We start from the raw sequence: 24,642 nt of genomic DNA on the forward strand, positions 1-24,642 counted from the left end.
CGCCTCCGCTATTCCCGGCGCTGGCCCAGCAGCCACAGCAGCTGCAGGATGGACGTGAGGGCCGCCGCCACGTAGGTGAGCGCGCAGGCGCGCAGCACGGAAAACGCGCCGCCCTGCTCGGACTGCGGCAGCGCGATGGTGTCCATGTAGGTCATGGCGCGGCGCGAGGCGTTGAACTCCACCGGCAGCGTGACCAGCTGGAACAGCACCACCACGGCGTACATGACGATGGCGAGCGTCGTGAGCTGATTACTCACCAGTATGATGCCCAGCATGAGCAGGAAGATCCACGCGTTCGAGGCCAGGTTCACCACGGGCACGATGGCCCCGCGGATCTTCATGGGCGCGTAGTTCTCGGCGTACTGGCAGGCATGCCCCACCTCGTGGCACGCGGTTGCCGTGGCCGTGATGGAGCGCCCGTCGAACGCGTCGGGCGAGAGCGTCACCGAGTTCGTGCGCGGGTCGAAGAAGTCCTGGCCCGGCCCGCCGCGGTGCACCGCCACGTTCGTCACGCCGTAGTAGGCGAGCATGCGCCGCGCGGCCTCGGCGCCGGTGAGCCCGTTGGAGATGGGCACCCTCGTGTACTTCTTTAGCTGCGAGTTCACGTACCACGTGGCGAGCCCGCCGATGGCGAGCGTGACCACGATCAGCAGCAGGTATCCATAGCTCAATCCGAAAAACATAGGACGTGACCACTCCTTCGAAGGGGTTGCTTCCGCGGCCGCGCGGCGGCCGCTCTGTACCGTACACCTGTATTATACAAGAGCATGAAATCGGGCCGAAAACACGCGGCAAACAGCGCGGAATCACCAAAGGCGCGTTACCGAGCCGTGATCTTCCCGCAACCCTGCGGCCACGGGCCCGTCATCAGGTGCGGCCCGCGCCGGCGCCCGCCGCCTTTCCGGGCCACGGGCCCGGCCGGCCTCACGCGGCGCCGGGGCCCTCCCGCCGCTCCACCTTGAGCCCGCCGTCCAGGCTGAGCGCCAGCCGGCCGTCCAGAAGCTCCAGCAGCTCCTCCCCCACGATGGCGCGCCGCCAGCCGCGCAGCAGGTCCACGCCCTCGCGGTAGCCGCGCGCGACGCGCGCGAGGTCGTCGTGGCTGGCCAGCGTGGGAAACGCGATGCCGTTCTCCTTGGCGCGCAGGCGCACGAGCGCGCTCATGAGGTCGAGCTCCGCATCCACGTTCGGCTCGCTCTTGCCGCAGCGGTCGAGCTCGGGCCACGTGTCGGGCGGCGTCGAGAGCGCCGAGGAGATGAGCGACACCACCGCGCGCGCGTCCTTCGTGGACAGGCGGTCGGACAGCCCCCGCACCATGAACAGCTCGTCGATCGTGCGCGCCTCGCGCTTGCACGCCTCCACGATCTGCTCGTCGGTGACCACCCACTTCCGCGGCACGTCGCGGCGCTGGGCCTCCAGCTCGCGCCAGGCCGCCACCTCGCGCGCTGCCGAGAGCTGCCGGCGCGACAGCTGGGACACGCGCTTGAGCCGCCGGAAGCGCTCGCGCTCGTTCGCCTCGTAGCGCGCCGGGTCGGACAGCTCCTCGAAGTCATGGTCGAGCCAGTGCAGCCGCCCCTTCTCCTCCAGTGCCGCGCGCATCCCCGCGTACAGCCGCGGAAGGTACACCACGTCGTCGGCCGCGTAGTCGCGCTGCGAGGCCGACAGCGGCCGGCGCGACCAGTCGGTGAACGAGTCGATCTTCTTGAGCGACACGCCGCATTCCGCATGCACGAGCGCCGCGTAGCCGATCTGCTGCGTGTGGCCGAGCAGCGCCGCCGCTATCTGCGTGTCGAACACCGGGCGCGGCAGCACGCCCACCTCGCGCAGGATGATCTCCAGGTCCTGCCCCGCCGCGTGGAAGAGCTTCACGATGCGCTCGTCCGTGAGGAGCGGCGCCAGGACGGAGAGGTCGTCCATCTCGAAGGGGTCGACGATCACCACCTCGTCGTCGGTGGCCATCTGCAGAAGGCACAGCTTGGCGTAGTACGTCTTCTCGCGCAAGAACTCCGTGTCGATGGCAAGCACGCTCGACGAGCGCGCGCGCTCCACGAACGCCGCGAGGTTTTCCTGGGTAGCAATATACATGTACGAGATTCCCTGCCTTGTCATCCGCGCTCCATGTTGTACTATGCCATCATAGCAAACAGAAAGGGATTGTGTGAAACTGCTCGTCATCAACAACCTGGCTTCGGGTTTCGGCGAAGGGTCCGTCTACGACTTCATCCGCTCGTTCGCCCGCGACGGCGACGAGGTGTGCGTGCGCTCGACCGACGGCACCACCGACGTGCGCGACCTTCTGGGCGACGCGGAGGCGTTCGACGCCGTGGTGGCGAGCGGCGGCGACGGCACGGTGGCCACCGTGAGCTACCGCCTGGCGAACACGGGCGTCCCCATCCTTCCGTTCCCCGCGGGCACGGCGAACCTGCTGGCCGCGAACCTGGCCTCGCCCATGGAGCCCCACGCGCTCGCGAAGCTCGTGCGCGAGGAGCGCACGCTCGACTTCGACCTGGGCGAGATCGAGGTGGACGGGCACCGCTTCGGCTTCGGCATCATGGCGGGGGCCGGCTACGACGCGGCCATCATGCACGGCGCCGTGCCGGCGAAGCGCCTGCTGGGCCCTATGGCCTACTTCTCGGCCGCCCTGGCGAACCCCCTGCCGCAGACCTCCAGGTTCAAGCTGGACCTCGACGGCGAGCACGTGGAGAGCGAGGGCCTGGGCATCCTTTTGGTGAACTTCTCCAAGATCCAGTTCGACATCACGGTCACGCACGACAACGAGCCGCGCGACGGCGTGTTCGACGTGGTGGTGCTCAAGGCGCAGAACGCCTTCGAGCTCATCCCCGCCCTCCTCGCCGGTCTGCTCGACCGCGGCGGCGACTTCCCCGACCGCACGGGCTCGCTCGAGATCCACCGTGCCCGCGAGGTGCGCGTGGAGGCCGACCCGCCCATGGAGGTGCAGTACGACGGCGAGGCCACCAACCTCACCACGCCGTTCACCGCCCACATCATGCGCCGCGCCGCCCGCTTCTTCGTGAGCGAGGAAGGCTGGGACCTCTTCGCCGAGAAGTAGGATGCGACAGCGGGACATCCCGCTGTCGCATCCCCCGTCCCGTCCGGCGAGGCGTTCCGCCCCTACTTCTCCGCGGGCTCCTCGTACGTCGGCTCCACGTCCTCCACCTGGGCGCCTATCTCCAGCGGGGCGTCGAAGGCGGCGCTTGCGGTGCTCGAGGAGGCCATGAGCTCCTTGAACGATGCGGCGTCCTCGCCGGCCATCGGCATCATCACGTACACGTTGTTGCCGATGATGACGGGCCGGATGCGCTCGGCGGCGGCCGCCTTCGCACCCTCGGCCGAGGCTCCGGCGGCGGCGTCGCCGTCAGCATCGCGCTTCATCTGCTCCATCATCTCGGCGCGCACGCTGTCGATCTGCGCGGCCGTCTCGTTCTGCCAGCGCTCCTTGCGCCACGCCAGCACGTTCGCGTTGTAGCGCATCTGGATGACCTCCAGCACGATGCAGAACACCATGGCGAAGTACACGATCAGCTTCTCGAGCGGCATGTGCAGAAGCTCGATGCCGGTATGGAATCCCGCACTGTCGATGACGAGCAAGCAGCCGATGGCCACGATGAACGTGAGCGCGAGCATCTTCATCTCGGGGTGCCCGTTGATGAAGTTGGAGATGGGGTCGATGAAGATCATCATGAGGAACACGGCCAGCATGACGGCGATGATCATGATGATGAGGTGGTCGGCCATGCCCACGGCCGTGATGACCGAGTCGATGGAGAACACGAGGTCCATGACCATGATGGTGCCCACGGCCTGCGGCAGCGCGATGCGATGGAGCGCCTTGTGCTCCTCGCAGTGCTCGGCCTTGAGCTCGGTGAGCTTGAGCGTGTCGCGCAGCTCGGCGATGCCCTTGTAGATAAGGTAGCCGCCGCCGACGAGCAGCACGAGGTCGCGCACCGAGAACCCGTGCGCGTAGGGCCCGAGGTCGATGGTGAACAGCGGCGTGGTCATATGCACGAGGAACGACGCGAAGCACAGGAAGACGATGCGCATGGCGAGCGCGCCCGCCAGGCCGAGCTTTCGGCCGATGTGCTGCTTGTCCTCGGGCAGGCGGTTCGTGGTGATCGAGATGAACACCAGGTTGTCCACGCCGAGCACGATTTCCAGGAAGATGAGGCTGACCAGGCTGATCCATGCCTCGGGCGATGCGAAGATTGACAGATCCACGGGTTGCTAGCTCCTTTGTCGGGTTCCTCGTCCGTACCGCGGGCGGGCAGAGTCCATAAAAAAGACTCATGGCGCGGCTGCATGCATGCAAGCTGCGCCATGAGTCTCGTTATTCAAGACACGCCAGGCTTTTCGGCCATGATGTTGAACGTGCCGCTCGCGCTTCCAGAGCGCGAGCCAACTACTCCCCCACGGGCGAGACGTATCCTATCACGGAGCGGTGCGGGAACAATGCTATAATGCCCAAAGCACACAAACCCCTCAGGAGTACGCTCATGTTTTTCAACGCGCGAAAGAACGGCTACGACGCGGGCGACGGCCCCGTCCGCTACCTGGACGGCAGCTCGCTCACCCGCCCGCTGGAGGCGCCCCGTCCCCAGATGCTCGCCATGGCCGCGTTCGTCCTGGCCGCCGCCGTCATCGGCGGGGTCTTCCTGTTCAACGTCATCGACAACGTGACGCATTCGGCCGAGCGCGCGCGGGCCACGGTCGAGCAGAACCTCGCGCGCCCCGCCTCCATGGCCAGCCTGCCGAACCTCGCCTCGCTCGTCGGCCTCAATGCCGAGGGCGTCAAGGCGGCGTTCGCGGAGTCCGGCTGGTCCATCGCCGACAAGGGCGCCCTCTCCGGCGACGAGAGCGGCAACCTGGACCTCATCAAGCTGCCCGACGACGTGAGCGAGGCCCAGGCCCTCCTCATGTACAGCAACGTCTCCGGCCTGTCCGCGGCCGACGCCACCCTGCTGCTCAACGGGTCGTGGCAGTTCACGTGGGAGGCGGGCGACTCCGCGAACATGCGTGTGAAATACGCCGACTTCTCGTCCGGCAGCGTGGAGGCCGCCGTGCAGACGGCCATCGCCTCCGAGGGCTTCGACCCGGCCACGGCCGGCGAGATGGCGGTCGACGAGTCGGGCAACACGTTCCAGGAGGGCACGGTCGCCGCAGGCGACGCCACGTACCATTGGCGCGTGTCCGCCATCAAGCTCTCGAGCGTCTACGACATCAAGGGCCTGCCGGACACCGCCGTGTACGTGGGCATCCGCCTGTACGCCTAGGCGCCCCCTGTCCCACCTCGATTATCCGCTGTAAAAAATAGAAGAAAACCCTCGCCCCCTCGAGGGGCTTCCCCTGCGCATCCTCGGGGCTACCCCGATTGGCAGGACCTCGCCTTCGGCGCATCATACGAGGTGAGGAAAGAGGGAGCGAATGAGACTATCAAGCGTCATAGCCGGCCTGTCAGCCGCCGCCGTGGCCTTCCAGGGCGTCGCCTACGCCGTGCAGGGCCCCGCCAAGAGCCTGCTGCGACCCCCCGGGGCGCAGGGCGAGGCCGATTTCTCGGCCCGCTGCATCAAATGCGGCAAGTGCATGGAGGCCTGCCCGTACCTTGCCCTCTCCCCCGCACCCGGCGACCAGGGAATCGCCGCCGGGACTCCCATGGTCGACGCGCGCGCCCAGGCCTGCCGCCTGTGCGAGGACTTTCCCTGCGTCGAGGCGTGCCCCACGAACGCGCTGCGCGGCATCGAGGGGCGATCCGACGTGCGCATGGGCACGGCCGTGATCGACGAGGATCTGTGCATCGCGTTCCAGGGCATGCGCTGCGAGGTGTGCTACCGCACCTGCCCCCTCATCGACCAGGCCATCTCGATCGATTACCGCCTGCGCGAGGGCGATGCCATCCATTCCTTGTTCGCCCCCGTCATCGACGAGGAGCAGTGCGTGGGCTGCGGCCTGTGCGTCGAGCGCTGCGTGGTGGACGAGCCGGACGTGGCCATCCGCATCAAGACCGACGCCGAGCATCCCCGCACCGGCGCCTGACCCAAGCACTGCCAATCCGTTCGAGGAACGGTGGGATAGAAGAGCGAAGAGCTAAAAGGGAGAGAAGGAGGGGTGTCATGGACATCTCAAGACGAGCATTCGTCAAGGCGACGGCCGTCGCGCTGGCGAGCGCCGCAGCGGCGGGCAGCCTTGCGTCGATGACCGGCTGCGCGGGCGGCGGTTCGGGCTCCACGGGCGCCGCGTCGGGCGGCGAGGGGCAGAAGCACACGGCCGTGTGCCGTTTCTGCGGCTGCGGCTGCGGCGTGATCTGCGAGGTGAAGGACGGCAAGCTCGTGAGCGTGACGGGCGACCCGGAGAACCTTTCCAACAAGGGCCTCAACTGCGTGAAGGGCTACTACCTGGGCAAGATCCTCTACGGCGACGACCGTCTGACCAAGCCGCTCATCCGCGAGGACAAGGCCACGAAGGGCACCGACGAGGGCCTGCGCGAGGCCACGTGGGACGAGGCGCTGGAGCTCGTGTCCGCGAAGCTCAAGGAAACATGGAAGGCCGACAAGACCCGCCTGGCGTTCTGGCTCTCCGGCCAGCAGCCCATCACCGAGGGCTACGCCTGCGCCAAGTTCATCAAGGCGGGCCTGCTGTCGAACAACGTCGACCCGAACGCGCGCCTGTGCATGGCCAGCGCCGTGGTGGGCTTCATGAACGTGTTCCAGACCGACGAGCCGGCCGGCTGCTACGCCGACCTCGACAACGCCGACGTGTTCGTCACCTGGGGCGCCAACATGGCCGAGGCGCACCCCATGCTGTACTCGCGCCTCACGGCCCGAAAGCTCTCGGGCAAGAACGTGAAGCACTACGACCTGGGCACGCTGCGCACCCGCACGTCCGTGAGCGCCGACACGGTCATGCTGTTCAAGCCGAACACCGACCTGGCCATCGCGAACTGCATCGCGAACTACCTCGTGCAGAACAAGAAGTACGACGAGGCCTTCGTGAACGACCACCTGCAGTTCAAGCAGGGCACCGAGAACATCGGCAACGCCACCGACGACGGCTACGACGCGAGCGACGTGGGCAAGACCGTCGACGCCGTGAGCCCCATCACGTTCGAGGAGTACGCCGCGCGCCTGGCGCCCTACACCTTCGAGTACACCTCCGAGCTCTCCGGCGTGCCGGCGGAGGACCTGAAGGCGCTCGCGCTCGAGTTCGCCGACCCCGACAAGAACATCATGTCGCTGTGGACGATGGGCGTGAACCAGCACAACCGCGGCACCTGGATGAACCACAACATCTACAACATCCACCTGCTCTCCGGCAAGATCGCCCGCCCCGGCTGCGGCCCGTTCTCGCTCACCGGCCAGCCCACGGCCTGCGGCACGGCCCGCGAGGTGGGCACGTTCTCGCACCGCCTGCCCGCCGACCTCCTGGTGGCCAACGCCCAGCACCGCCGCTACACCGAGGCCATCTGGGATTTGCCCGAGGGCTACCTCGACGCCATCCAGAAGCCCGGCATGCACACGGTGAAGATCTTCCGCGAGATGTCGAAGGGCAACCTCGACTTCCTATGGACCGCGCACAACAACTGGGCGCAGTCCATGCCGAACCTCACCCGCTTCCTGGGCCAGGGCGACAAGAAGGGCATCTTCGACACGTTCATCGTGGTGAACGAGGTGTACCCGACGCTGTCCACGCAGTACGCCGACGTCGTGCTGCCCGTGGCCATGTGGGTGGAGCGCGAGGGCCAGTTCGGCAACGCCGAGCGGCGCACGGCGGTGTTCGAGAAGGCCGTGGACCCGCCGGGCGAGGCCAAGTGGGACCTGTGGGCGTTCATGGAGGTGGCGCACCGCGTGCTCGACGGCGAGCAGATCGACGGCAAGGACGCCTTCGACCACCTGTTCGGCTTCGTCTACGACAAGGGCGCGCACGATTTCAAGAACGACGGGCGCGAGACGAACCGCCTGCTGTGGGAGGAGTACCGCATCTTCTCGAACCCCGACATGAACGAGCGCGCCAAGGCCGTGAACGACGATGCCGACGGGAAGTTCGAGGCGAAGCTTAAGATGGAGGCCAAGCAGCTGGCCCCCTACGAGAAGTACCTGGCGCACCATGGCATGACGTGGCCCGTGCGCAACGTGGACGGCAAATGGCTCGAGACGCACTGGCGCTTCGCCGACGGCAAGCAGGCCGACGGCTTCGACGAGGTCGGCGTGGCGAAGTACGGCAAGCAGGGCCAGGCCAACAACCTGTCGTTCTACAAGTCCGCCAACATGAAGCCCTCCGTGGTGTTCCGCCCCTACGAGCCGCCGGCGGAGGAGCCCGACGGCGAGTACCCGTTCTACTTCTGCACGGGACGCCTCCTGGAGCACTGGCACACCGGCACCATGACGCGCCGCGTGCCCGAGCTCGACCGCGCGCTGCCCGAGGCGCTGCTGAACATCCATCCGAACGACGCGTCGAAGCTCGGCGTGAAGGACGGCGACCTCGTGCACGTGAAGTCGCGCTTCGGCGAGTTCGACATCAAGGCCTCCACGGCCGGCCGCACCGAGCCGCAGGAGGGCATCGTGTTCGCGCCCTTCTTCGCCGAGGAGACGCTGGTGAACCTGGCAGTGCAGGACACGTACTGCCCGCTGTCGAAGGAGCCGGACTACAAGAAGACCTGCGTCTCTATCACGAAGGTCGAGGGGTGATCGCTATGAGGAGACATTTGGTTGCCGGCGCCCTCGTGGTCGCGATGGCGTTCGGTGCGCTGGCCGCGGCCGGATGCTCGGGCGCCGCGCCCGCAGAGGACGTCAACGCGAACGTGCCGGCCGGCGCGCCGCCGCTCATGCCCGCCACGCATCAGGACCGGTTCGAGACCCTGGGCGCCTCCGGCTGCTACGGCTGCCACGGCGCGAGCGAGCGCTCGAACCCGATGCTGAACGGTTCCAAGGCCATGCCCGAGGACCACTACGTCGACGGCTCGTCCCAGACGCTCGAGCTCGATCCCACGCACGACCAGTGCAACACCTGCCACGTGCAGGGCTAGCACCGGCCCTTCCCTCCGGCCGGGGCGGCTCCCTCCGCCGTCCCGGCCCTTTTCGCAAGCCGACCTTACCGTAGCAAGGAGAGCAGCATGGTCATATCAAGCCTCGTCGTGGAGACGACGCCCGAAACCACGGCGCGCGTGGCCGAGGACCTCGGCCGCATCGAGGGCGTCGAGGTGCATGAGACGAACGGCTACAAGGTGGTGGTGACCATCGAGGCCGAGACGCTCGACGACTCCCACGACATCGCCAGCACGTTCATCGCCCTTGAGGGCGTCATCGGCATCAACCTGGTGTACGCCAACTTCGAGGACGACCCCACGGTGCAGAAGGCAGCCGTGAGATGATGCGCACCCCGAACACCTCGCATTCGCTCAAGTGGTCCTGGCTGCGGCACGCGGTGCAGATAGCGGCCCTGCTGCTGTTCGCCGCGCCCTTGCTCGTTGCCGGCTGGGGCCTGTTCGGGGTGTCCGTCGGCGGCGACGACCCTGTTCCCGCTCCTGCCGACCTTCCCTTTTTCGGCAGCCTTTCCTCTTCATCGATAGGAGGGGTCACCCTCCTGGACCCGTTCGGGGTCCTTCAGGTCGTCGCCGCCTCCAAGACGTTCGAGCTCGACTGGCTCTGGTTCGCGCTGCCGGTCGTGGTGCTCTACGGGCTCGTGCGCGCCCGGGCGTTCTGCGGCTGGGTGTGCCCGGTGAACCTGCTGCTGGAGCTGGTGGACGCGCTGCGCCGCAAGCTGGGCATCAAGGTGAGCGAGGCGCCCGTGCCGCGCCGTGCGAAGATGGGGGTCGCGCTGGCCGTGCTCGTGCTGTCGGCGGCCACCAGCGTGCCGCTGTTCGAGTCGTTCTCGCCCATCGGCGCCGTGAACAAGGGCATCCTCTTCGGCAGCGTGGCGGGGCTCTGGACGCTCGGGGCCATCGTGGCAGCGGAGCTTTTCTGGGGCCACCGCGTGTGGTGCCGCGCGCTCTGCCCGCTCGGCGGCTTCTACGAGGCCATCGGGCGCATGGGCGTGGTGAACGTGAGGTACGACCGCACGGCCTGCATCCACTGCGACGCGTGCCGCAAGGCGTGCCTGGCCGACCCGTCCATCCTCGATCCGGTGCTCGCCGGGGACGACACGTGCGTGCGCGCCGGCGACTGCATGGCCTGCGGCTCCTGTGTGGATGCCTGCCCCGCCCGCGCCCTGTCGCTGGGCCTGGGCAAGGGCGCGAAGCCCGCCGCCGAGCCGGCCGAGGAAGGGTCGGCGGCAGCCGCGTAGGGCCCTCACACGTCCAGCAGCTTGTGCTCCAGGGCGTAGGACACCAGGTCGGCGCGGGTCTTGAAGCCGAGCTTCTTGTAGATCTTCGAGCGGTGGGCCTCCACGGTCTTCACGGACAGGTACACCTGCTCGGAGATCTCCTTGTTCGTGTACCCCTTCGCCAGAAGCTGCAGGATCTCCAACTCGCGGTTCGACAGCTGCTGGTAGGAGCGGTCCTCCTCCTCGCCGGCGCCCACGAGCTGCTTGGTGAGCAGCGCGGCCATCTTCGGGTGGATGTAGCTGCCGCCGCCCGCCACGGCGTGGACGGCGGAGAGCAGCTCCTCGGACGTGGAGTTCTTCGGCACGTAGCCCGCAGCTCCCCCGCGCAGGGTGTAGAACAGGTACTCGGGCTCGGCGAACATGGTGAGGATGACGATGCGCGTGCCGGGGAAGTCGCGCGCGATCTTCTCGCAGGCCACCAGGCCGCTCTGGCCAGGCGGCATGGAGATGTCCATGAGCAGGATGTCGGGCCTCTCGCGCGAGACTATCGTATAGGCCTGCGTGCCGTCCGCGGCCTCGGCCACCACCTTGATCTCGGCGTCCTGCTCCAAGATCATCTTGAACCCGGCGCGCACCACCTCGTGGTCGTCGGCCAGCACCACGCGTATCATGCCGCACCGCCTTCCGCTATCTTCATGGGCGCGACGAGCGTCACGACGGTGCCGTCCCCGTCGGAGGCCATCGTGAGGGTGGCGCCGATGAGGCGTGCGCGCTCGCGCATGCCGGAGAGCCCGCAGCCGCTCCCCTTCACCTCGGGGTGCTCCACGTCGAAGCCGCAGCCGTGGTCCACGACGGTGGCGTGCAGCCAGCCGTCGGCGTCCTCCAGCGTCACGTGGACCTTGTCGGCGCCCGAGTACTTGCAGGCGTTCAGCACGGCCTCCTGGCAGATGCGGTAGGCCTGCGTCTCGAGCGCGGGGTCGAAGCGCTTGCGCGACAGGTTGCCCTCGAACACGATCTCGGCGCCGTAGGTCTTCTCGAACACGGCCGCCTGCGAGCGCAGGGCCGGGATAAAGCCCAGGTGGTCGAGCGCCGAGGGGCGCAGCTCCACCGAGATGTTGTGCAGCTCGTCCAGGATGCGGTCGATGTCGTTGTTGGCTTCCGCGAACAGCTGCCGCGCCTCCGCGTCGTCGCCCAGGTGAGGCTCCAGGCGCTTGAGCACGAACGAGACCCCCAGGAGCTCCTGGGCTATGCCGTCATGCAGCTCGCGCGAGATGCGCTTGCGCTCGGCCTCCTGGGCGGCGATGACGCGCGATACTTCCGAATGGACGAGCAGCGGGCTGTCCACTTCGTCGTCGCGCTTCTCCTCGGCGATGCGCTCGAAGTCCATGAAGTCGCTCGATACCAGGTCGAAGTCGGCGAGCCGTCCTTTCTGGTCGGCGATGAAGCGCTTGTAGCTCGCGCGGTGCGCGTCGCTCACGGTGCGGAACGCGCACAGGATGGCCCCCACGACGCGGCCCTCCTTCACGAGCGGCAGGGCGCAGAAGCTGTGCAGGTCCTCGGCGAACACGATGGGGTACGACGAGTACTCGCGCGGGTCGATCTCGGCGTCGATGTTCGTGAACAGCATGGGCTTGCCCGCCTTGATGACGATGCCGCCGATGCCGTGCCCCGGCGCGAGCACGATGCGGTGGTGCCGCTCGTCGGTGGCGCCCGCGCTGTAGATCCACTTGAGCGGCGCCCCCAAGAACGCCGTCAACCCCAAGCCCACGAAGTCGAACCCGTAGCGCTCCTTCAGGTCCTCCACGGTGCGCGCGTAGACCTCGCTCCTGCCCGCAAGCACGTCCTCGCAGAAATTCGACGCCCCCATGCCTCTCCCCCTCGCCTCGATGCGGATGCAGCTGCCGCCGTCCTCGCGAAACGGCCTCGCCTCCCCTTGCTCTTTCGCCATTATCCCCTATTTCGCGTGTCGTTGCACGACATTCGGGCCCACACGCGCCTGCACAGAGCCTGCGGCGCGCCTTGCCCGCCGCAGGGGCGTCGCCGAATGCTCGCCGTGCCGTTGCAAGGCCGCCACCGCCCGGGGGCGGCCCCGTGGTAGGCTGCTTGCCGAAGGATCCCTCCGACAAGCGAAAGGAGCGCGACATGGAGTTCCATACCGGAGACCAGCCCGAAGAGGGGCGCTACCGCTGCAAGAACTGCGGCTACATCGTGCGCATCACGAGCGATACCGAGAAGCTGCCCGCCTGCCCCAACTGCGGCCACCACGAGTTCGAGAAGCTCGAGGACGAGGACTGACGCGCACCGGCCGAAACGATGGCCGGCCGGCGCCCGCAAGGTCGTCTGCATGAGAAAAGGCACCCGCGAGGGTGCCTTTCGAGTTTCCGTGGTGCGCGATGCAAGATTTGAACTTGCGACCCCCACCGTGTCAAGGTGATGCTCTCCCCCTGAGCTAATCGCGCACATTCTGCGGTTCGGACACCGTCCGTACCGACGAGTTGGTATGTTACCAGAACACGGCGCCATGTCAAAGGGCCTTTTCACTTTTCGGACGAAAAGTTTCGAATTGCGGGTGAAAAATTCCGGCCTCCCCGCGTCAGAGAGTTGGAGGGGGTTGTTGGCACAACCGTTTGGCTTTTACGAGGTCCGGGAGATTCTAATCACTTTCGTTATGCCGCCCTTCGTATGTCGACAGGGCACGCTTGCACTTTTCGATGATGTCTTGCTTATCGGCGATCATGCAATCGAGCTCGTCGCATAAATCGTAAACCTCGAAGTCGGCCTTCCTGTCGAGGGCGCCCCGCGAAACCTCGACCCTGCTGGAGGGGATTGCAATCTCCAGATCCCTTAGCTTCAACCGAAGCAGGCAATCCTGCTTGCGCTCCTCCAATTGCGAGATGTCGAACTCAAGAGAGCGAATCCTCTGCCTTGTTTTCTCGATATCTTCCCGCATGACAGCCTCCTGCATCAAAAGCGAAGATGGCAGGAAGCGTTCTCCGCCTCAATCCCCTACGCAGCTTCATTGAATGATATAAGCATTGAGTTCCTGCCGCGTCAACCCGGGCACGGCAAGAGGGCACCAGAGCCTGGAAACGGCCGCGAGCATCCTCCGGCAACGGCTTTCGGGGCTCTTCGGCAGGAGTTGTCATCGAGATGTGAAAAAATCAGAAATGGGGGCTTGCGCGAAAGGGGTCGTTCCAGTATTATATCTCCTCGCGACGCGGACGTGGCTCAGCTGGTAGAGCACGACCTTGCCAAGGTCGGGGTCGCGGGTTCGAACCCCGTCGTCCGCTCCATCGTCATCACGAGGCCGGTCATACTCCAAAGTTTTGGCCGGCCTTTTCCATGACGGTTTTGCCGCAACACGGCGACGTGGCCAAGTGGTAAGGCAGAGGCCTGCAAAGCCTTCACCCCCGGTTCGAATCCGGGCGTCGCCTCCATTCGCTCCTCCTTGCGGGGACGGATGACCAAGCACTGCACGCTTCACAATGCGGACGTGGCTCAGCTGGTAGAGCACGACCTTGCCAAGGTCGGGGTCGCGGGTTCGAACCCCGTCGTCCGCTCCACGAAACCTCGCCCGCCGGACATCGATCCGGCGGGTTTTTTCATGCCTTTGGCCTACAGCGGGCAGATCCCGGCTTATAGGACTAGATCCCCTTGCTCCCGCGACACCTCTGCAGCCGGTTCCCCGCCGATGGCAGGCGCACTCCAACGGCTCGTCAACCTCCCTGTTCCAGCCGGATGACAAACCGCCCTCTGTCCCGGCCCTTCTGCCATCATGTTCTGCGATATCCCCCGGAAAGGAGCAGAGCAATGTCATCCACGAAGAAGACCATCGCGGAGGGCGCGCAGTCGGCCATAGCGCGCAAGCTGCTGGCATACGCGCGAGGAGGCGACCCCGACGTGCAGCTGCCCAAGATGCTCAAAGCCGTGGACGCGCTGGTTCCCAAGGACTACCTCGTGGAACAGCGAGCCTTGTTCCACGAGGTCATCGACAACCCCGACAACAACTGGATGGTGCTGCTGAAGAGCCTGTGGGCCGACATCGACCCCGGCGTGCTCCAGAAGGTGCTGGAGAACTTCCTCGTGAACGCGAGCCTCGTCGGCCTGCGCCGCCAGGACGCCGCGGCGGCCGAGCACGGCTGCAACGTGCCGTGGGCCCTGCTCGTAGACCCCACGAGCGCCTGCAACCTGCATTGCACCGGCTGCTGGGCTGCCGAGTACGGCGACCGGCTCAACCTCACGTTCGAGGAGCTGGACTCCATCGTGGAGCAGGGCAAGGAGCTGGGGGTGTTCTTCTACCTGTTCTCGGGCGGCGAGCCGCTCGTGCGCAAGCGCGACGTCATCCGCCTGTGCGAGAAGCACGACGACTGCGCGTTCACGGCGTTCACGAACGCCACGCTCATCGACGACGCGCTGGCCGAGGACATGCTGCGGGTGAGGAACTTCATCCCTGCCATCTCGGTGGAGGGCTTCGAGGAGGCCACGGACGCCCGCCGCGGCGCGGGCACGTACGCCGCTGTCGTGCGCGCCATGGACGTGCTGAGGCGCCACCGCCTGCCCTTCGGCGTGTCGTGCTGCTACACGCATGCGAACGCCGCCTCCATCGGCAGCGAGGCGTTCGTCGACGACCTCGTGGCGCGCGGGGCGAAGTTCGCCTGGTTCTTCACCTACATGCCCGTGGGGGCCTCCGCACCGACCGACCTTTTGGCCACGGCCGAGGACCGCGCGTTCATGTACCGGCAGATACGCGCGTTCCGTGAGACGAAGCCGCTGTTCACCATGGACTTCTGGAACGACGGCGAGTTCACGCAGGGGTGCATCGCCGGCGGGCGGCGCTACCTGCACATCAACGCGAACGGCGACATAGAGCCCTGCGCGTTCATCCACTACTCTGACGCGAACATCCGCGACACCCCCCTTCTGGAGGCGCTCAAGCGGCCGCTGTTCATGGCCTACCACGACAACCAGCCTTTCAACGGCAACCACCTGCGGCCCTGCCCCGTGCTGGACAACAAGGACCGCCTGGCCCAGATGGTGGAGGCTTCGGGCGCCCACTCGACCGACCTGGAGGAGCCGGAGGACGCGGCGGCGCTCTGCGCGAAGACGCACGCCGCAGCCGACCGCTGGGAGCCTGTGGCACAGCGCCTGTGGGAGGAGGGGCACTGGACGAGCGGGCCCAACGCAGGGAGGCGGAAGTAGCTCCTCGGACCTGCGGGGGATTCCCTTACAGGAAGCCTGGGACGTCGGCGAGGGTTTCCACGCGGTCGTAGGGGCAGTCCGGCTCGGCGCCGTGGCGGTCGACGATGACGGGGCGGATGCCGGCGGCTTGGGCCCCGTCCCCGTCTGCATCGGGGCGGTCGCCCACGTGCGCGCATGCGCCGGGCCGCACGCCCAGCTGCTCGCAGGCGAGGTCGAAGATCACGGGGTTCGGTTTGCGGTAGCCCACTGCGGCGCTCGACACCACCGTGTCGAAGTACGGCAGCAGCTTGAGGCCGCGCAGCAGGTCCTCGAGCTCGGCGTCCCAGTTCGACACGACCCCCAGGGCGAGCCCCCGCTCCTTGAGGGCGCGCAGGCAACCCGCGACGTCCGCGTACACCTCCCAGCTCGATGCGTGGCGGTAGGCCTCGTTGACCGCGGCCGCCATGCCCTCCGCGTCGTGGCCGATGCCCGCCAGGTGGCACACGTAGCGGTACTGGTCCAGCCAGATGGCCGTCGACCCCTCGTGCGAGCACCAGAAGTCCCCGTCGCGCAGGTACTCCGCCTCGTAGTAGGCGTCCATGGCGGGCATATGGAGCTCGAAGTCGCGCACGGTCAGCGCATGCCCGCGCTCGGCGGCTGCGCGCGCCATCGTCTCCGCCACCGACGGGCACGGCCGGATGAGCGTCGACCCCACGTCGAAGAAAACGGCCTCCACCATGCGGCTCCCCCTCCTAGTCCACGTGCCCGTCGTCGGGCTCGATGTGCACGAGCGCCTCCGCCACGTTCGGGAAGCGCTCCTCCACGGCGCGCTCCACGCGCTCCGAGAGGTCGTGGGCGTCCTTCACCGTCATCTCCGGCGCGACGAGCACGTGCAGGTCCGCGTACACCTCCCCCTCCGTGCCCCGCGTGCGTATGCGATGCGCATCGCGCACGCCGGGCACCGCCAGGGCCGCCGCGCGCACGTCCTCCTCAGGGATGCGCGCGCGGTCCGAGAGCGTGGCCAGCGCGTGCTTGAACACGTCCCAGGCCGTGGCCAAGATGGCGAGCGTCACCACGAGCGCCATGACGGGGTCGGCCATGGGGAATCCGAGCGCCACGGCTGCCAGGCCCACGATGACGCCGACGGACACGAGCGCGTCGGAGAGCGTGTGGTTGGCATCCGCCGCCAGCACCTCGCTCTTGAGGCGCTTCGCGCAGCGCCGCTCGTAGGTGGTCACGCCCAGGTTCACGGCCAGCGTGCCTGCCATGACCGCGAACGACAGTGGCGTGACCTCGGCCGTGTAGGAGCCCGACGCGAGCTTGGCCACGGCGCTCGACCCCACCTCGAAGGCGGCCAGGAGCAGCAGCACGCCGATGACGAGGCTCGCGTACGTCTCGAACTTCGCGTGCCCGTAGGGGTGCCCCTCGTCGGCCGGCCGCGAGGCCAGTGCGATGCCCACGAGCCCCACCACGTTGCCGGCGGAGTCGAACACCGAATGGATGCCGTCGGCCTGCATGGACGCCGACCCGGTGACGGTGCCGTACACGTACTTGGCGGCCGCCACGGCCAGGTTCAGCACGAGCACGATCCACAGCACCCGGCGGATCGACCGCATGCGCGTCGAGACCGCGTCCTTGGCAGCAAGCGCCTTCGCCATGTTCGATTCCTCCGCATCTCATCGTCAGGGGCCCAAATACGAAAAAGGAGAGCCACTCGGACTCTCCTTCTAGCTTCGATGGTGTCGGAGGCGGGATTTGAACCCGCACACCCGTTGTGTGGGCACTAGCACCTCAAGCTAGCGTGTCTGCCGTTCCACCACTCCGACGTATGCTGCTCACAAGCAACGTTGGTTATTCTACCCGAACCTTCGCCGCTTGTGAAGAGCGAATTTTCGCTATTTTGCGATCGTTCCCTGCGGGTAGATGATCATCAGCACGATGAGCGACAGCAGGAACACCACCGCGAAGATGATGGTGATGCGGTCGAGGTTCTTCTCCACGATGCTCGTGCCCGTTTGCGTGGAGTACACGGAGCTGGCGATCATGTCGGATATGCCCGTGCCCTTGCCGGAATGCAGCAGGATGAACACGATGAGGCCCAAGCCCGAGACGACGAGCAGGATGAGCATGATGATAAGGAACGGGTTCAAGGCGTCTCTCTTCTTTCCATTGAGAACGATCGTTTACACAAGTTATGAAGTATACCCGAAAAGCGCCTCCCCTGGCAAGCAGGGCAGGCCGCAGGGGCGCGGGCGTCGCAAAACGTCCAGAAGAGAGGCGCTACGGCCCGAACCGTGGCGCCTCTCGTGGCCGGTCGATCATGCCGGGTTACGCGAGCAGGCTCCTGCCCGTCATCTCGGCGGGCTTCGGCAGGCCCATGAGCCCGAGCAGCGTCGGCGCGATGTCGCAGAGCGCGCCCTCGCGGCCGTCGAGGGTGCGGCCGGTTCCGGCGAAGTCCGCGAGCACGAGCGGCACGGGGGCCGTGGTGTGCGCCGTGAAGGGGCTGCCGTCCTCGCCGAGCATCTTGTCGGCGTTGCCGTGGTCGGCGGTGACGAGCGCGACGCCGCCCTTGCGCTCGAGCGCGGCGAGCACCTGGCCCACGCCCGCGTCCACCGCCTCGACGGCGGCGACGGCGGCCGGGATGCGCCCGGTGTGGCCCACCATGTCGCAGTTCGCGAAGTTCACGATGTAGACGTCGGCCTCGCCCGCTTCGATGGCGGCGGCCAGCGTGGCGGCCACGTCCGGCTCGCTCATCTCGGGCTTGAGGTCGTAGGTTGCCACCTTGGGGCTGGGGACGAGCGCGCGCTCCTCCCCCGCCTTCGGCTCCTCGCGGCCGCCGTTCAGGAAGAACGTCACATGGGCGTACTTCTCCGTCTCGGCGATGTGGTACTGGCGCAGGCCCGCCGCGGCCAGCACGTCGGCCAGCACGTTGGCGGGGAACTCCTTGGGGAAGGCCACCGGAGCCGGGATCTCGGGGTCGTACTCGGTGAGGCACGCGAAGCTCACCTGCGGCCACGCGCCGCGCTCGAAGCCGGCGAACGCCGGGTCCACCAGCGCGCGCGTGATCTCGCGGGCGCGGTCGGGGCGGAAGTTGAAGAACACGGCGGCGTCGCCGTCTTGCACCCCGCGCCCGGAGAGCGCCGTGGGCACGACGAACTCGTCGGTGACGCCCTCGGCGTAGGAGGCTGCCATGACCTCGGCCGACGTCGCGTCCGTACACGGCTCGGCGGCCACGACGGCACGCCATGCCTGCTCGACGCGCTCCCAGCGGTTATCGCGGTCCATGGCGTAGTAGCGGCCGGAGATGCTGCCGATCTCGGCCGTGCACGCGTCGTCGGTCAGCTCGGCCAGCACGGCCTCGAGCTCCTCCAGGTAGCCCGCGCCGCTCTTCGGCGGCACGTCGCGGCCGTCCATGAAGCAGTGCACCACGATATGCCCCACCCCGGCCTCCCTCGCCGCGCGCGCGAGCGCGTAGAGGTGCCCGTTCGTCGAATGGACGCCGCCGTCGGACACGAGCCCCATGAGGTGCAGCGCCGCACCCGGCTCGCGCGCCGCGGCGAACGCGTCGTTCAGCACGGGGTTCGCCGCCAGCGAGCCGTCGGCGCAGGCGCGGTTGATGCGCGTGAGCTCCTGGAACACCACGCGCCCCGCGCCGATGTTGAGGTGGCCCACCTCGGAGTTTCCCATCTGCCCCTCGGGCAGGCCCACGGCCTCGCCCGACGCCTCGAGGCGCGTCCAGGGGCGCTCCGCGAACAGCGCGTCGAGATTCGGCGTGCGCGCCTGCGCGATGGCGTTGCCGGGACCGGGCTCGGCCAGGCCGAACCCGTCCATGATGACGAGGCAGGCCGGCAGCGTGAGGTCGGCGCGCTCCATCACAGGCACGCCTCGATCAGCTGCACGAACGACTCGCACTTGAGGCTGGCGCCGCCGATGAGCCCGCCGTCGATGTTCGGCTGGGCCAACAGGCCCTCCACGTTGCCGGGGTTCATGGAACCGCCGTACAGCACGCGCATCTCCTCGGCCGCCTCGGCGCCGAAGAGCTCGGCGAGCGTCGCGCGGATGGCGGCGCACACGGCCTCGGCCTGCTCGGGCGTGGCCGTGCGGCCCGTGCCGATGGCCCAGATGGGCTCGTAGGCCACGACGCAGCCCGCCGCGTCCTGCGCATCCACGCCAGCGAAGGCGGCGCGCACCTGGGCGGTGACGTACTCGTCGGTCGTGCCCTCGTCGCGCACGGCAAGCGACTCGCCCACGCACACGATGGCGTACAGGCCGCCCTCCACGAGCGCCTTCACCTTGCGGTTCACGTCCTCGTTCGTCTCGCCGAACAGCTCGCGGCGCTCGGAATGGCCGACGATCGAGCAGGCGCAGCCGATCTCCTTGATCATCGGCACCGAGATCTCCCCCGTGTAGGCGCCCTTCGGCTCCCAGTACACGTTCTGCGCGCCCACGGCGATCTTCGTCTTGTCGAAGTCGAGCACGGTCTTGGCCGGCTTGAGGTCCACGTAGGGCGGGCAGATGACGATGTCGACCGACTCCGGCCACTCCTTCTCGTACTGGTTCGAGATCTCCTGCGTGAGCACCACCGCCTCGCCCACCGTGTTGTTCATCTTCCAGTTGCCCGCCATCATGGGTTTGCGTGCCATTGGGGTATCCTTTCCTTCGAGTGTCGTGCGACCCGTCCGCGTCGCGGGGGCCGCACGGAACGGGTCCTACCGCAGCGCCTCGACGCCGGGGAGCGCCTCGCCCTGGACGAGCTCCATGGAGGCGCCGCCGCCGGTGGAGATGAACGTCATCTGCTCGGCCAGGCCGAACTTGTTGACGGCGGCCACGCTGTCGCCGCCGCCGATGACGGTGTCCGCGTCGGCGTTGGCGGCCACGGCTTCGGCAACAGCCTTCGTGCCGGCCTCGAACGCCGCCATCTCGAACACGCCCATGGGGCCGTTCCAGAACACGGTCTTCGCCTCGGCCACGGCATCGGCGTAGAGCTTCGCCGTCTCGGGCCCGATGTCGAGCCCCATCATACCATCGGGGATGTCGTCGACCGAAACCGTGAGCGTTTCGGCATCTTCAGCGAACCGGTCGGCCACGACGACGTCCACCGGCAGCAGCAGCTTCACGCCGCGCTCCTCCGCCTTGGCGATCATGGCCGCCGCGCGCTCGACCCAGTCCTCTTCCTTGAGCGACGTGCCCACGGCCTTGCCCTGGGCGAACAGGAACGTGAAGCACATGCCGCCCCCGATGACGAGCGTGTCGCACGTGTCCATGAGCGCGTCGATGACCTTGATCTTGTCCGACACCTTCGAGCCGCCGAGGATGGCGGCGAAGGGGCGACGGGGCGCTTCGAGCATGCCCGAGAGCGTGGCCACCTCGCGCTGCATGAGGTAGCCCGCGTACGCCGGCAAGAGCGCGGCGACGCCCGCCGTGGAGGCATGGGCGCGGTGCGCGGTGCCGAACGCGTCGTTGACGTACACGTCGCCGAGCGCGGCCAGCTCCTCGCAGAACGCCGGGTCGTTCTTCTTCTCGCGCTTGTCGAAGCGCAGGTTCTCCACCACGAGCACGTCGCCGTCGCGCAGCGACGCGGCCTTCGCCTGCGCGTCGGGCCCCACCGTGTCGGTGGCGAACACGACGGGCTTGCCGAGAAGCTCGGACAGGCGCTGCGCGGCGGGGCGCAGGGTGAACGCCTCCTCGAAGCCCTCGCCGGCCGGGCGGCCGAGGTGGCTCATGAGGACGACGCGCGCGCCCTGCTCCACCAGGCGCTCGATGGTGGGCAGCGCGGCGCGGATGCGCGTGTCGTCGGCGACGGCGCCGTCCTTCACGGGCACGTTGAAATCGACGCGCACGAGCGCGCGCTTGCCGCGCGCGTCCAGCTCGTCGATGGTTTTGATGTCGGCCATACTTACTCCTTTTTCAGAACAGGTTGGCGTAGTAAGTCAGCGAGAAGCCCCGAGGTGCCCAAGATTGCCGTGAAGGCTTGGCGAAGCGTACTTGGGTACGTGAGCCAAGCCGGGAGCGGCAAGGTTGGGTGCCTCGGGGCTTCGCAGCGTCGAGCAGTTCCGCCGGTCGTCAGACCGGCGGAACGAAAGGCTAGAGGAGGATCTTGACGAGGTCCTTGACGCGGTTGCTGTAGCCCCACTCGTTGTCGTACCAGCTGATGCACTTGACGAAGTTGCCCTCGCCGCCCAGCACCATGGTGAGCTTGCTGTCGAAGATGGAGGAGTGCGGGTTGTCCACGATGTCGATGGAGACGATCGGGTCCTCGGTGTACTCCAGGATGCCCTTGAGCGGGCCTTCGGCGGCGGCCTTCATCGCGGCGTTGATCTCCTCGGCGGTAGCGTCGCGCTCAAGCTCCACCGTGAGGTCGACCATCGAGCCGTCCGGCGTGGGAACGCGCGTGGCGAAGCCGTCGAGCTTGCCCTTCAGCTCGGGCAGCACCAGCGACACCGCGCGGGCGGCGCCCGTGGTGGTGGGGATCATCGACATGGCGGCCGCGCGGGCGCGACGCAGGTCCTTGTGGGGAAGGTCGAGGATCTTCTGGTCGTTGGTGTAGGAGTGGATCGTGTTCATGTAGCCGCGCTTGATGCCGAAGTTGTCCATGAGCACCTTCGCGAAGGGGGCCAGGCAGTTCGTCGTGCACGAGGCGTTGGAGATGATGTTGTGCTTCTCGGGATCGTACTGGTCGTCGTTCACGCCCATGACGATGGTGATGTCCTCGTTCTTGGCCGGTGCGGAGATGACGACCTTCTTGGCGCCCGCGTCGAGGTGCGCCTTGGCCTTCGTGCCGTCGGTGAAGAAGCCCGTGGACTCCACGACCACGTCGACGCCCAGCTCGCCCCAGGGGAGGTTCGCCGGCTCGCGCTCGGAGAGCACCTTGACCGCATGGCCGTCGGCCACGAAGCCGTCCTCGGTGACCTCGACGGTGTCGAAGGCGCGCCCGTGGATGGAATCGTACTTGAGCAGGTGGGCCATCGTCGGAATGTCGCCGAGGTCGTTCACTGCCACGACCTCGATCTCGGGATCCTCCACCATCGCGCGGAACGCCAGGCGGCCGATGCGACCGAATCCGTTAATGCCTACTTTGATTGCCATGCGTATCCCCTTTCATAAGATACTCTTGCTCGCTGAAGCTTAAACGATAATACAACACGTACGCGAACCATTCTAGCGGTGTAACTCTTTCGCCATCTGCTCGATCCGGCGAACGCGATGGTAAACGGCCGATTTGGACAGGGGCGGGGTCGCGCGCTCGCCCAGCTCCTTGAGGGTGGCGTCGGGATAGGTCACGCGCAGGCGTATGAACTCCTGCAGCGCCGGGGGCAGGTTCTCCATGCCGTGCGCCTCCAGCACCTCCCTGATGGCGTAGATCTGGTCCACCGAGGCGCTGGCCGCCTTCGCCTGGTTCGCGATCTCGGCGTTCGTCATGCGGTTCACGTCGTTGCGCACGCTCTTGATGACGCGCGCGTTCTCCATGGACAGCGCGCTCTGGTGCGCGCCGGTGAACGCGAGGAACTCGAGGATGGCGGCGCCGCTTTTCAGGTACACCATATGCGAGCTGCGCCTTTGCATGACGCGCGCGTTGATGCCCTTGCGGTCGAGCAGCTCCACCAGCCCCTCGGCCAGATCCTCGCTCTCCACGGTGACCTCGAAGTGGAAGTCGCCGCGCGGGTCAGACACGAAGCCGCTTCCCAGGAAAGCGCCGCGCAGGTAGGCCGCCGTGCAGCACTCCTTCGCCACGAGGCCCTCCTTGATGCCCAGCTCCAGGCCGCCCTCCTCCGAGAGCACGCCCATGTCGCGCAACGCGTCGGCCAGATGGGGCTGTGCCGGCACCTCTATGAGGTAGTTCGGCGTCTTGTGCAGCACGCTGCGGCGCACGGTGAGCTCGGTCTTCAGGTGGTACAGCTCGTGGAGCAGCTTGATGATCAGGCGCGCCACGCTGGGCACGTCCGTGGCTATCTCGATGCGGTAGGTTCCCTGCCCGCTGAAGAACAGCGTGCCCTCGATGCGCACGAGCGCGGCCAGCGTGGCCTTCTCGCAGTGCGAGCAGGTGGGCGGCACGCGCGCGAGTTCGTCCTTTACCTCTGCCGTGAACGACATAGCTTCAACACCCCCGAGAACGCGTCACGCAGGGCCTGCGGGTCATGCCACGTGGGGCTGCTGCCGTCCACGAGGTCGCGCGCGATGACCACCGGCCCCTGGGCCTGGATGGCCTGCACGTCATGGTAGCTGATCCGCACGGGGCGGATATGGCCCGAAAGCTCTGCGTCGTCGAGGCCCGACGTGGAGGCGTGCTCGGGCTCGGCGCCGGTCATGGCGCCGAACACGCCCGTGGCCGGGCTGTCGGGGCGCAGCGGCACCGGCGTGTGCACCAGCAGGTAGTCAACGAGGCCGCGTAGGCCGTGGTCCATGAGCGCCTCCACGTGCTCGCGGGCCGTGAGGCCCCAGGTCTCGCCCTGCATGTCGGCGAGCGAGCACACGAAGAGCGTGCTCGCCTGCGATGTGCGGATGGCGTCGACCACGCCCGGCACCAGCAGGTTCGGAATGATGGACGTGAAGAGCGAGCCGGGGCCCAGCACGATGAGATCGGCCTTCCGGATGGCCTCGAGGGCGGGCGGGTAGGCCTCGATGGGACGGTCGGCGCGCAGCGTCACGCGCTCGAGCGCCGTGCGCGAATGGCAGGCGACGGCCTGTCCCTCCAGCTCGCGGCCGTCGCGCGTGCGCGCCACGAGCGTCACGCGGTCGAGCGTGGAGGGGTACACGCGGCCCTGGGCGCCCAGCAGCCGTTCGCAGATGGCGATGGCCTCCGGGAACGACCCGGCCGCGTCCTCGAGAGCGGAGAGCATGAGGTTCCCCAGCGTGTGGTTGCCCGCGAACGGGAAGCGGTACTTGAACGCGCGCGTGAGCGGGTCGGCGGGGTCGGCTGCCATGGCGGCCAGGCACTTGCGCACGTCGCCGGGGGGCGTGACGTTCGCCTCCTCGCGCAGCACGCCGGTGGAGCCGCCGTCGTCGGCCATGGCCACGACGGCGGCCGTGTCCAGGCCCATGGACAGGAGCGTGCGGATGGACACGGGGGCACCGGTGCCGCCGCCGATGACCACGGCGCGCAGATGCTCGCCGGGCCCGACCACGGGCGGCGTGGAGCCGAGCGCCGCGAAGGCGGCGGTGGCCGAGGGGTCGTGGGTGAACGCGGGCTTCGCCATGGGG

Annotated in this window: 24 protein-coding genes and 5 tRNA genes; 12 read left to right on the forward strand and 17 right to left on the reverse strand. The window is 67.5% G+C overall.

Going from position 1 to position 24,642, the window contains the following annotated elements; genetic code table 11:
• Nucleotides 1-8 precede the first annotated feature (8 nt).
• Nucleotides 9-683 carry a zinc metallopeptidase gene (locus C1877_RS11505; RefSeq protein WP_015538815.1) on the reverse strand — a complete coding sequence of 225 codons (675 nt, stop codon included), beginning with the start codon at nt 681-683 and terminating at the stop codon, nt 9-11.
• 241 nt (nt 684-924) lie between these two features.
• A complete protein-coding gene (gene rnd, locus C1877_RS11510; protein ID WP_114569232.1) occupies nt 925-2,082 on the reverse strand; it encodes a ribonuclease D in 1,158 nt (385 codons plus the stop codon).
• Nucleotides 2,083-2,155: 73 nt separating this feature from the next.
• Between rnd and C1877_RS11515 the strand changes: the two genes are divergently transcribed.
• Nucleotides 2,156-3,067, forward strand: coding sequence for a diacylglycerol/lipid kinase family protein (locus C1877_RS11515; protein ID WP_114569233.1), 912 nt, complete (start codon nt 2,156-2,158; stop codon nt 3,065-3,067).
• A gap of 62 nt (nt 3,068-3,129) precedes the next feature.
• On the opposite strand, the gene C1877_RS11520 is transcribed toward C1877_RS11515, so the two are convergent.
• The gene (locus C1877_RS11520; RefSeq protein ID WP_041238822.1) at nt 3,130-4,233 is read right to left on the reverse strand and encodes a TerC family protein; all 1,104 of its coding nucleotides are present in this window, start codon (nt 4,231-4,233) and stop codon (nt 3,130-3,132) included.
• Between the two features lie 275 nt (nt 4,234-4,508).
• Between C1877_RS11520 and C1877_RS11525 the strand changes: the two genes are divergently transcribed.
• The 6 genes from C1877_RS11525 (at nt 4,509) to C1877_RS11550 (ending at nt 10,287) form a co-directional block, all read left to right on the forward strand.
• Nucleotides 4,509-5,285: a hypothetical protein gene (locus C1877_RS11525; protein WP_015538816.1), complete on the forward strand. Its 777-nt coding sequence runs from the start codon at nt 4,509-4,511 to the stop codon at nt 5,283-5,285.
• Nucleotides 5,286-5,436: 151 nt separating this feature from the next.
• Complete coding sequence (locus C1877_RS11530; RefSeq protein ID WP_041238823.1) at nt 5,437-6,045, forward strand: 4Fe-4S dicluster domain-containing protein; 609 nt, start codon at nt 5,437-5,439, stop codon at nt 6,043-6,045.
• 77 nt (nt 6,046-6,122) lie between these two features.
• Complete coding sequence (napA, locus tag C1877_RS11535; RefSeq protein ID WP_114569234.1) at nt 6,123-8,693, forward strand: nitrate reductase catalytic subunit NapA; 2,571 nt, start codon at nt 6,123-6,125, stop codon at nt 8,691-8,693.
• Between the two features lie 5 nt (nt 8,694-8,698).
• A complete protein-coding gene (locus C1877_RS11540; RefSeq protein ID WP_114569311.1) occupies nt 8,699-9,031 on the forward strand; it encodes a hypothetical protein in 333 nt (110 codons plus the stop codon).
• An 87-nt stretch (nt 9,032-9,118) separates the two neighbouring features.
• On the forward strand, nt 9,119-9,376 hold the full coding sequence (locus tag C1877_RS11545; RefSeq protein ID WP_015538817.1) for a chaperone NapD: 258 nt from the start codon (nt 9,119-9,121) through the stop codon (nt 9,374-9,376).
• Complete coding sequence (locus C1877_RS11550; protein WP_015538818.1) at nt 9,373-10,287, forward strand: 4Fe-4S binding protein; 915 nt, start codon at nt 9,373-9,375, stop codon at nt 10,285-10,287. The genes C1877_RS11545 and C1877_RS11550 overlap by 4 nt, the downstream gene beginning before the upstream one ends.
• A gap of 5 nt (nt 10,288-10,292) precedes the next feature.
• On the opposite strand, the gene C1877_RS11555 is transcribed toward C1877_RS11550, so the two are convergent.
• Both C1877_RS11555 and C1877_RS11560 read right to left on the reverse strand, forming a co-directional pair.
• Nucleotides 10,293-10,937, reverse strand: a complete 645-nt coding sequence (locus C1877_RS11555) for a response regulator (RefSeq protein WP_114569235.1) — start codon at nt 10,935-10,937, stop codon at nt 10,293-10,295.
• Nucleotides 10,934-12,214 (reverse strand): GAF domain-containing sensor histidine kinase, encoded by a 1,281-nt coding sequence (locus C1877_RS11560; protein ID WP_015538820.1) that lies wholly within the window; start codon nt 12,212-12,214, stop codon nt 10,934-10,936. Before C1877_RS11560 ends, C1877_RS11555 begins: the two co-directional genes overlap by 4 nt.
• Nucleotides 12,215-12,408: 194 nt before the next feature.
• Here C1877_RS11560 and C1877_RS11565 point away from each other — a divergent pair, with 194 nt between their 5' ends.
• Nucleotides 12,409-12,561, forward strand: a complete 153-nt coding sequence (locus C1877_RS11565; protein WP_041238826.1) for a zinc ribbon-containing protein — start codon at nt 12,409-12,411, stop codon at nt 12,559-12,561.
• An 89-nt stretch (nt 12,562-12,650) separates the two neighbouring features.
• Here the strand turns inward: C1877_RS11565 and C1877_RS11570 are convergent.
• Nucleotides 12,651-12,725 (reverse strand) — tRNA-Val (locus C1877_RS11570).
• A gap of 194 nt (nt 12,726-12,919) precedes the next feature.
• Nucleotides 12,920-13,216: a hypothetical protein gene (locus C1877_RS11575; protein ID WP_147274554.1), complete on the reverse strand. Its 297-nt coding sequence runs from the start codon at nt 13,214-13,216 to the stop codon at nt 12,920-12,922.
• A 267-nt stretch (nt 13,217-13,483) separates the two neighbouring features.
• Here C1877_RS11575 and C1877_RS11580 point away from each other — a divergent pair.
• The 4 genes from C1877_RS11580 (at nt 13,484) to C1877_RS11595 (ending at nt 15,465) form a co-directional block, all read left to right on the forward strand.
• Nucleotides 13,484-13,559: transfer RNA gene (locus tag C1877_RS11580), tRNA-Gly, on the forward strand.
• Between the two features lie 70 nt (nt 13,560-13,629).
• Nucleotides 13,630-13,703, forward strand: a tRNA-Cys gene (locus C1877_RS11585).
• A gap of 50 nt (nt 13,704-13,753) precedes the next feature.
• Nucleotides 13,754-13,829, forward strand: a tRNA-Gly gene (locus tag C1877_RS11590).
• Nucleotides 13,830-14,076: 247 nt separating this feature from the next.
• On the forward strand, nt 14,077-15,465 hold the full coding sequence (locus tag C1877_RS11595) for a radical SAM protein (RefSeq protein ID WP_015538822.1): 1,389 nt from the start codon (nt 14,077-14,079) through the stop codon (nt 15,463-15,465).
• 25 nt (nt 15,466-15,490) lie between these two features.
• Here the strand turns inward: C1877_RS11595 and C1877_RS11600 are convergent, their stop codons facing one another.
• The 10 genes from C1877_RS11600 to C1877_RS11645 all read right to left on the reverse strand — a co-directional run bounded on the left by C1877_RS11600 (nt 15,491) and on the right by C1877_RS11645 (nt 24,638).
• Nucleotides 15,491-16,183 (reverse strand): HAD family hydrolase, encoded by a 693-nt coding sequence (locus tag C1877_RS11600; protein WP_015538823.1) that lies wholly within the window; start codon nt 16,181-16,183, stop codon nt 15,491-15,493.
• 13 nt (nt 16,184-16,196) lie between these two features.
• The gene (locus C1877_RS11605) at nt 16,197-17,102 is read right to left on the reverse strand and encodes a cation diffusion facilitator family transporter (protein WP_015538824.1); all 906 of its coding nucleotides are present in this window, start codon (nt 17,100-17,102) and stop codon (nt 16,197-16,199) included.
• A 79-nt stretch (nt 17,103-17,181) separates the two neighbouring features.
• A tRNA-Leu gene (locus tag C1877_RS11610) sits at nt 17,182-17,270 on the reverse strand.
• A 69-nt stretch (nt 17,271-17,339) separates the two neighbouring features.
• Nucleotides 17,340-17,594 carry a preprotein translocase subunit SecG gene (secG, locus tag C1877_RS11615; protein WP_041238829.1) on the reverse strand — a complete coding sequence of 85 codons (255 nt, stop codon included), beginning with the start codon at nt 17,592-17,594 and terminating at the stop codon, nt 17,340-17,342.
• A gap of 178 nt (nt 17,595-17,772) precedes the next feature.
• The gene (gene gpmI / locus C1877_RS11620; protein WP_114569237.1) at nt 17,773-19,317 is read right to left on the reverse strand and encodes a 2,3-bisphosphoglycerate-independent phosphoglycerate mutase; all 1,545 of its coding nucleotides are present in this window, start codon (nt 19,315-19,317) and stop codon (nt 17,773-17,775) included.
• Nucleotides 19,317-20,087, reverse strand: a complete 771-nt coding sequence (gene tpiA, locus C1877_RS11625; protein ID WP_114569238.1) for a triose-phosphate isomerase — start codon at nt 20,085-20,087, stop codon at nt 19,317-19,319. Before tpiA ends, gpmI begins: the two co-directional genes overlap by 1 nt.
• A 66-nt stretch (nt 20,088-20,153) precedes the next feature.
• Nucleotides 20,154-21,338: a phosphoglycerate kinase gene (locus C1877_RS11630; protein WP_114569239.1), complete on the reverse strand. Its 1,185-nt coding sequence runs from the start codon at nt 21,336-21,338 to the stop codon at nt 20,154-20,156.
• Between the two features lie 190 nt (nt 21,339-21,528).
• The gene (gene gap / locus C1877_RS11635) at nt 21,529-22,530 is read right to left on the reverse strand and encodes a type I glyceraldehyde-3-phosphate dehydrogenase (protein WP_015538825.1); all 1,002 of its coding nucleotides are present in this window, start codon (nt 22,528-22,530) and stop codon (nt 21,529-21,531) included.
• A 72-nt stretch (nt 22,531-22,602) separates the two neighbouring features.
• Nucleotides 22,603-23,535: a DNA-binding protein WhiA gene (whiA, locus tag C1877_RS11640; RefSeq protein WP_015538826.1), complete on the reverse strand. Its 933-nt coding sequence runs from the start codon at nt 23,533-23,535 to the stop codon at nt 22,603-22,605.
• A complete protein-coding gene (locus tag C1877_RS11645) occupies nt 23,514-24,638 on the reverse strand; it encodes a gluconeogenesis factor YvcK family protein (RefSeq protein WP_114569240.1) in 1,125 nt (374 codons plus the stop codon). Before C1877_RS11645 ends, whiA begins: the two co-directional genes overlap by 22 nt.
• Between the last annotated feature and the right edge of the window lie 4 nt (nt 24,639-24,642).

Origin of the sequence: Gordonibacter pamelaeae (genome assembly GCF_003340385.1) — a bacterium.
Classification (GTDB): domain Bacteria; phylum Actinomycetota; class Coriobacteriia; order Coriobacteriales; family Eggerthellaceae; genus Gordonibacter; species Gordonibacter pamelaeae.

What these genes read in the sequence shown, in the direction of transcription:
- C1877_RS11595 (WP_015538822.1), top strand. Translation starts at nt 14,077, where the DNA reads ATGTCATCCACGAAGAAGACCATCGCGGAGGGCGCGCAGTCGGCCATA.
- napA (WP_114569234.1), top strand. Translation starts at nt 6,123, where the DNA reads ATGGACATCTCAAGACGAGCATTCGTCAAGGCGACGGCCGTCGCGCTG.
- C1877_RS11560 (WP_015538820.1), bottom strand. Translation starts at nt 12,214, where the DNA reads ATGGCGAAAGAGCAAGGGGAGGCGAGGCCGTTTCGCGAGGACGGCGGC.
- C1877_RS11645 (WP_114569240.1), bottom strand. Translation starts at nt 24,638, where the DNA reads ATGGCGAAGCCCGCGTTCACCCACGACCCCTCGGCCACCGCCGCCTTC.
- C1877_RS11525 (WP_015538816.1), top strand. Translation starts at nt 4,509, where the DNA reads ATGTTTTTCAACGCGCGAAAGAACGGCTACGACGCGGGCGACGGCCCC.
- C1877_RS11555 (WP_114569235.1), bottom strand. Translation starts at nt 10,937, where the DNA reads ATGATACGCGTGGTGCTGGCCGACGACCACGAGGTGGTGCGCGCCGGG.
- C1877_RS11575 (WP_147274554.1), bottom strand. Translation starts at nt 13,216, where the DNA reads ATGCGGGAAGATATCGAGAAAACAAGGCAGAGGATTCGCTCTCTTGAG.
- gap (WP_015538825.1), bottom strand. Translation starts at nt 22,530, where the DNA reads ATGGCAATCAAAGTAGGCATTAACGGATTCGGTCGCATCGGCCGCCTG.
- tpiA (WP_114569238.1), bottom strand. Translation starts at nt 20,087, where the DNA reads ATGGCACGCAAACCCATGATGGCGGGCAACTGGAAGATGAACAACACG.
- C1877_RS11605 (WP_015538824.1), bottom strand. Translation starts at nt 17,102, where the DNA reads ATGGCGAAGGCGCTTGCTGCCAAGGACGCGGTCTCGACGCGCATGCGG.
- rnd (WP_114569232.1), bottom strand. Translation starts at nt 2,082, where the DNA reads ATGTATATTGCTACCCAGGAAAACCTCGCGGCGTTCGTGGAGCGCGCG.
- C1877_RS11565 (WP_041238826.1), top strand. Translation starts at nt 12,409, where the DNA reads ATGGAGTTCCATACCGGAGACCAGCCCGAAGAGGGGCGCTACCGCTGC.
- gpmI (WP_114569237.1), bottom strand. Translation starts at nt 19,317, where the DNA reads ATGGAGCGCGCCGACCTCACGCTGCCGGCCTGCCTCGTCATCATGGAC.
- C1877_RS11545 (WP_015538817.1), top strand. Translation starts at nt 9,119, where the DNA reads ATGGTCATATCAAGCCTCGTCGTGGAGACGACGCCCGAAACCACGGCG.
- C1877_RS11530 (WP_041238823.1), top strand. Translation starts at nt 5,437, where the DNA reads ATGAGACTATCAAGCGTCATAGCCGGCCTGTCAGCCGCCGCCGTGGCC.
- C1877_RS11630 (WP_114569239.1), bottom strand. Translation starts at nt 21,338, where the DNA reads ATGGCCGACATCAAAACCATCGACGAGCTGGACGCGCGCGGCAAGCGC.
- whiA (WP_015538826.1), bottom strand. Translation starts at nt 23,535, where the DNA reads ATGTCGTTCACGGCAGAGGTAAAGGACGAACTCGCGCGCGTGCCGCCC.
- C1877_RS11600 (WP_015538823.1), bottom strand. Translation starts at nt 16,183, where the DNA reads ATGGTGGAGGCCGTTTTCTTCGACGTGGGGTCGACGCTCATCCGGCCG.
- C1877_RS11505 (WP_015538815.1), bottom strand. Translation starts at nt 683, where the DNA reads ATGTTTTTCGGATTGAGCTATGGATACCTGCTGCTGATCGTGGTCACG.
- C1877_RS11550 (WP_015538818.1), top strand. Translation starts at nt 9,373, where the DNA reads ATGATGCGCACCCCGAACACCTCGCATTCGCTCAAGTGGTCCTGGCTG.
- C1877_RS11540 (WP_114569311.1), top strand. Translation starts at nt 8,699, where the DNA reads ATGAGGAGACATTTGGTTGCCGGCGCCCTCGTGGTCGCGATGGCGTTC.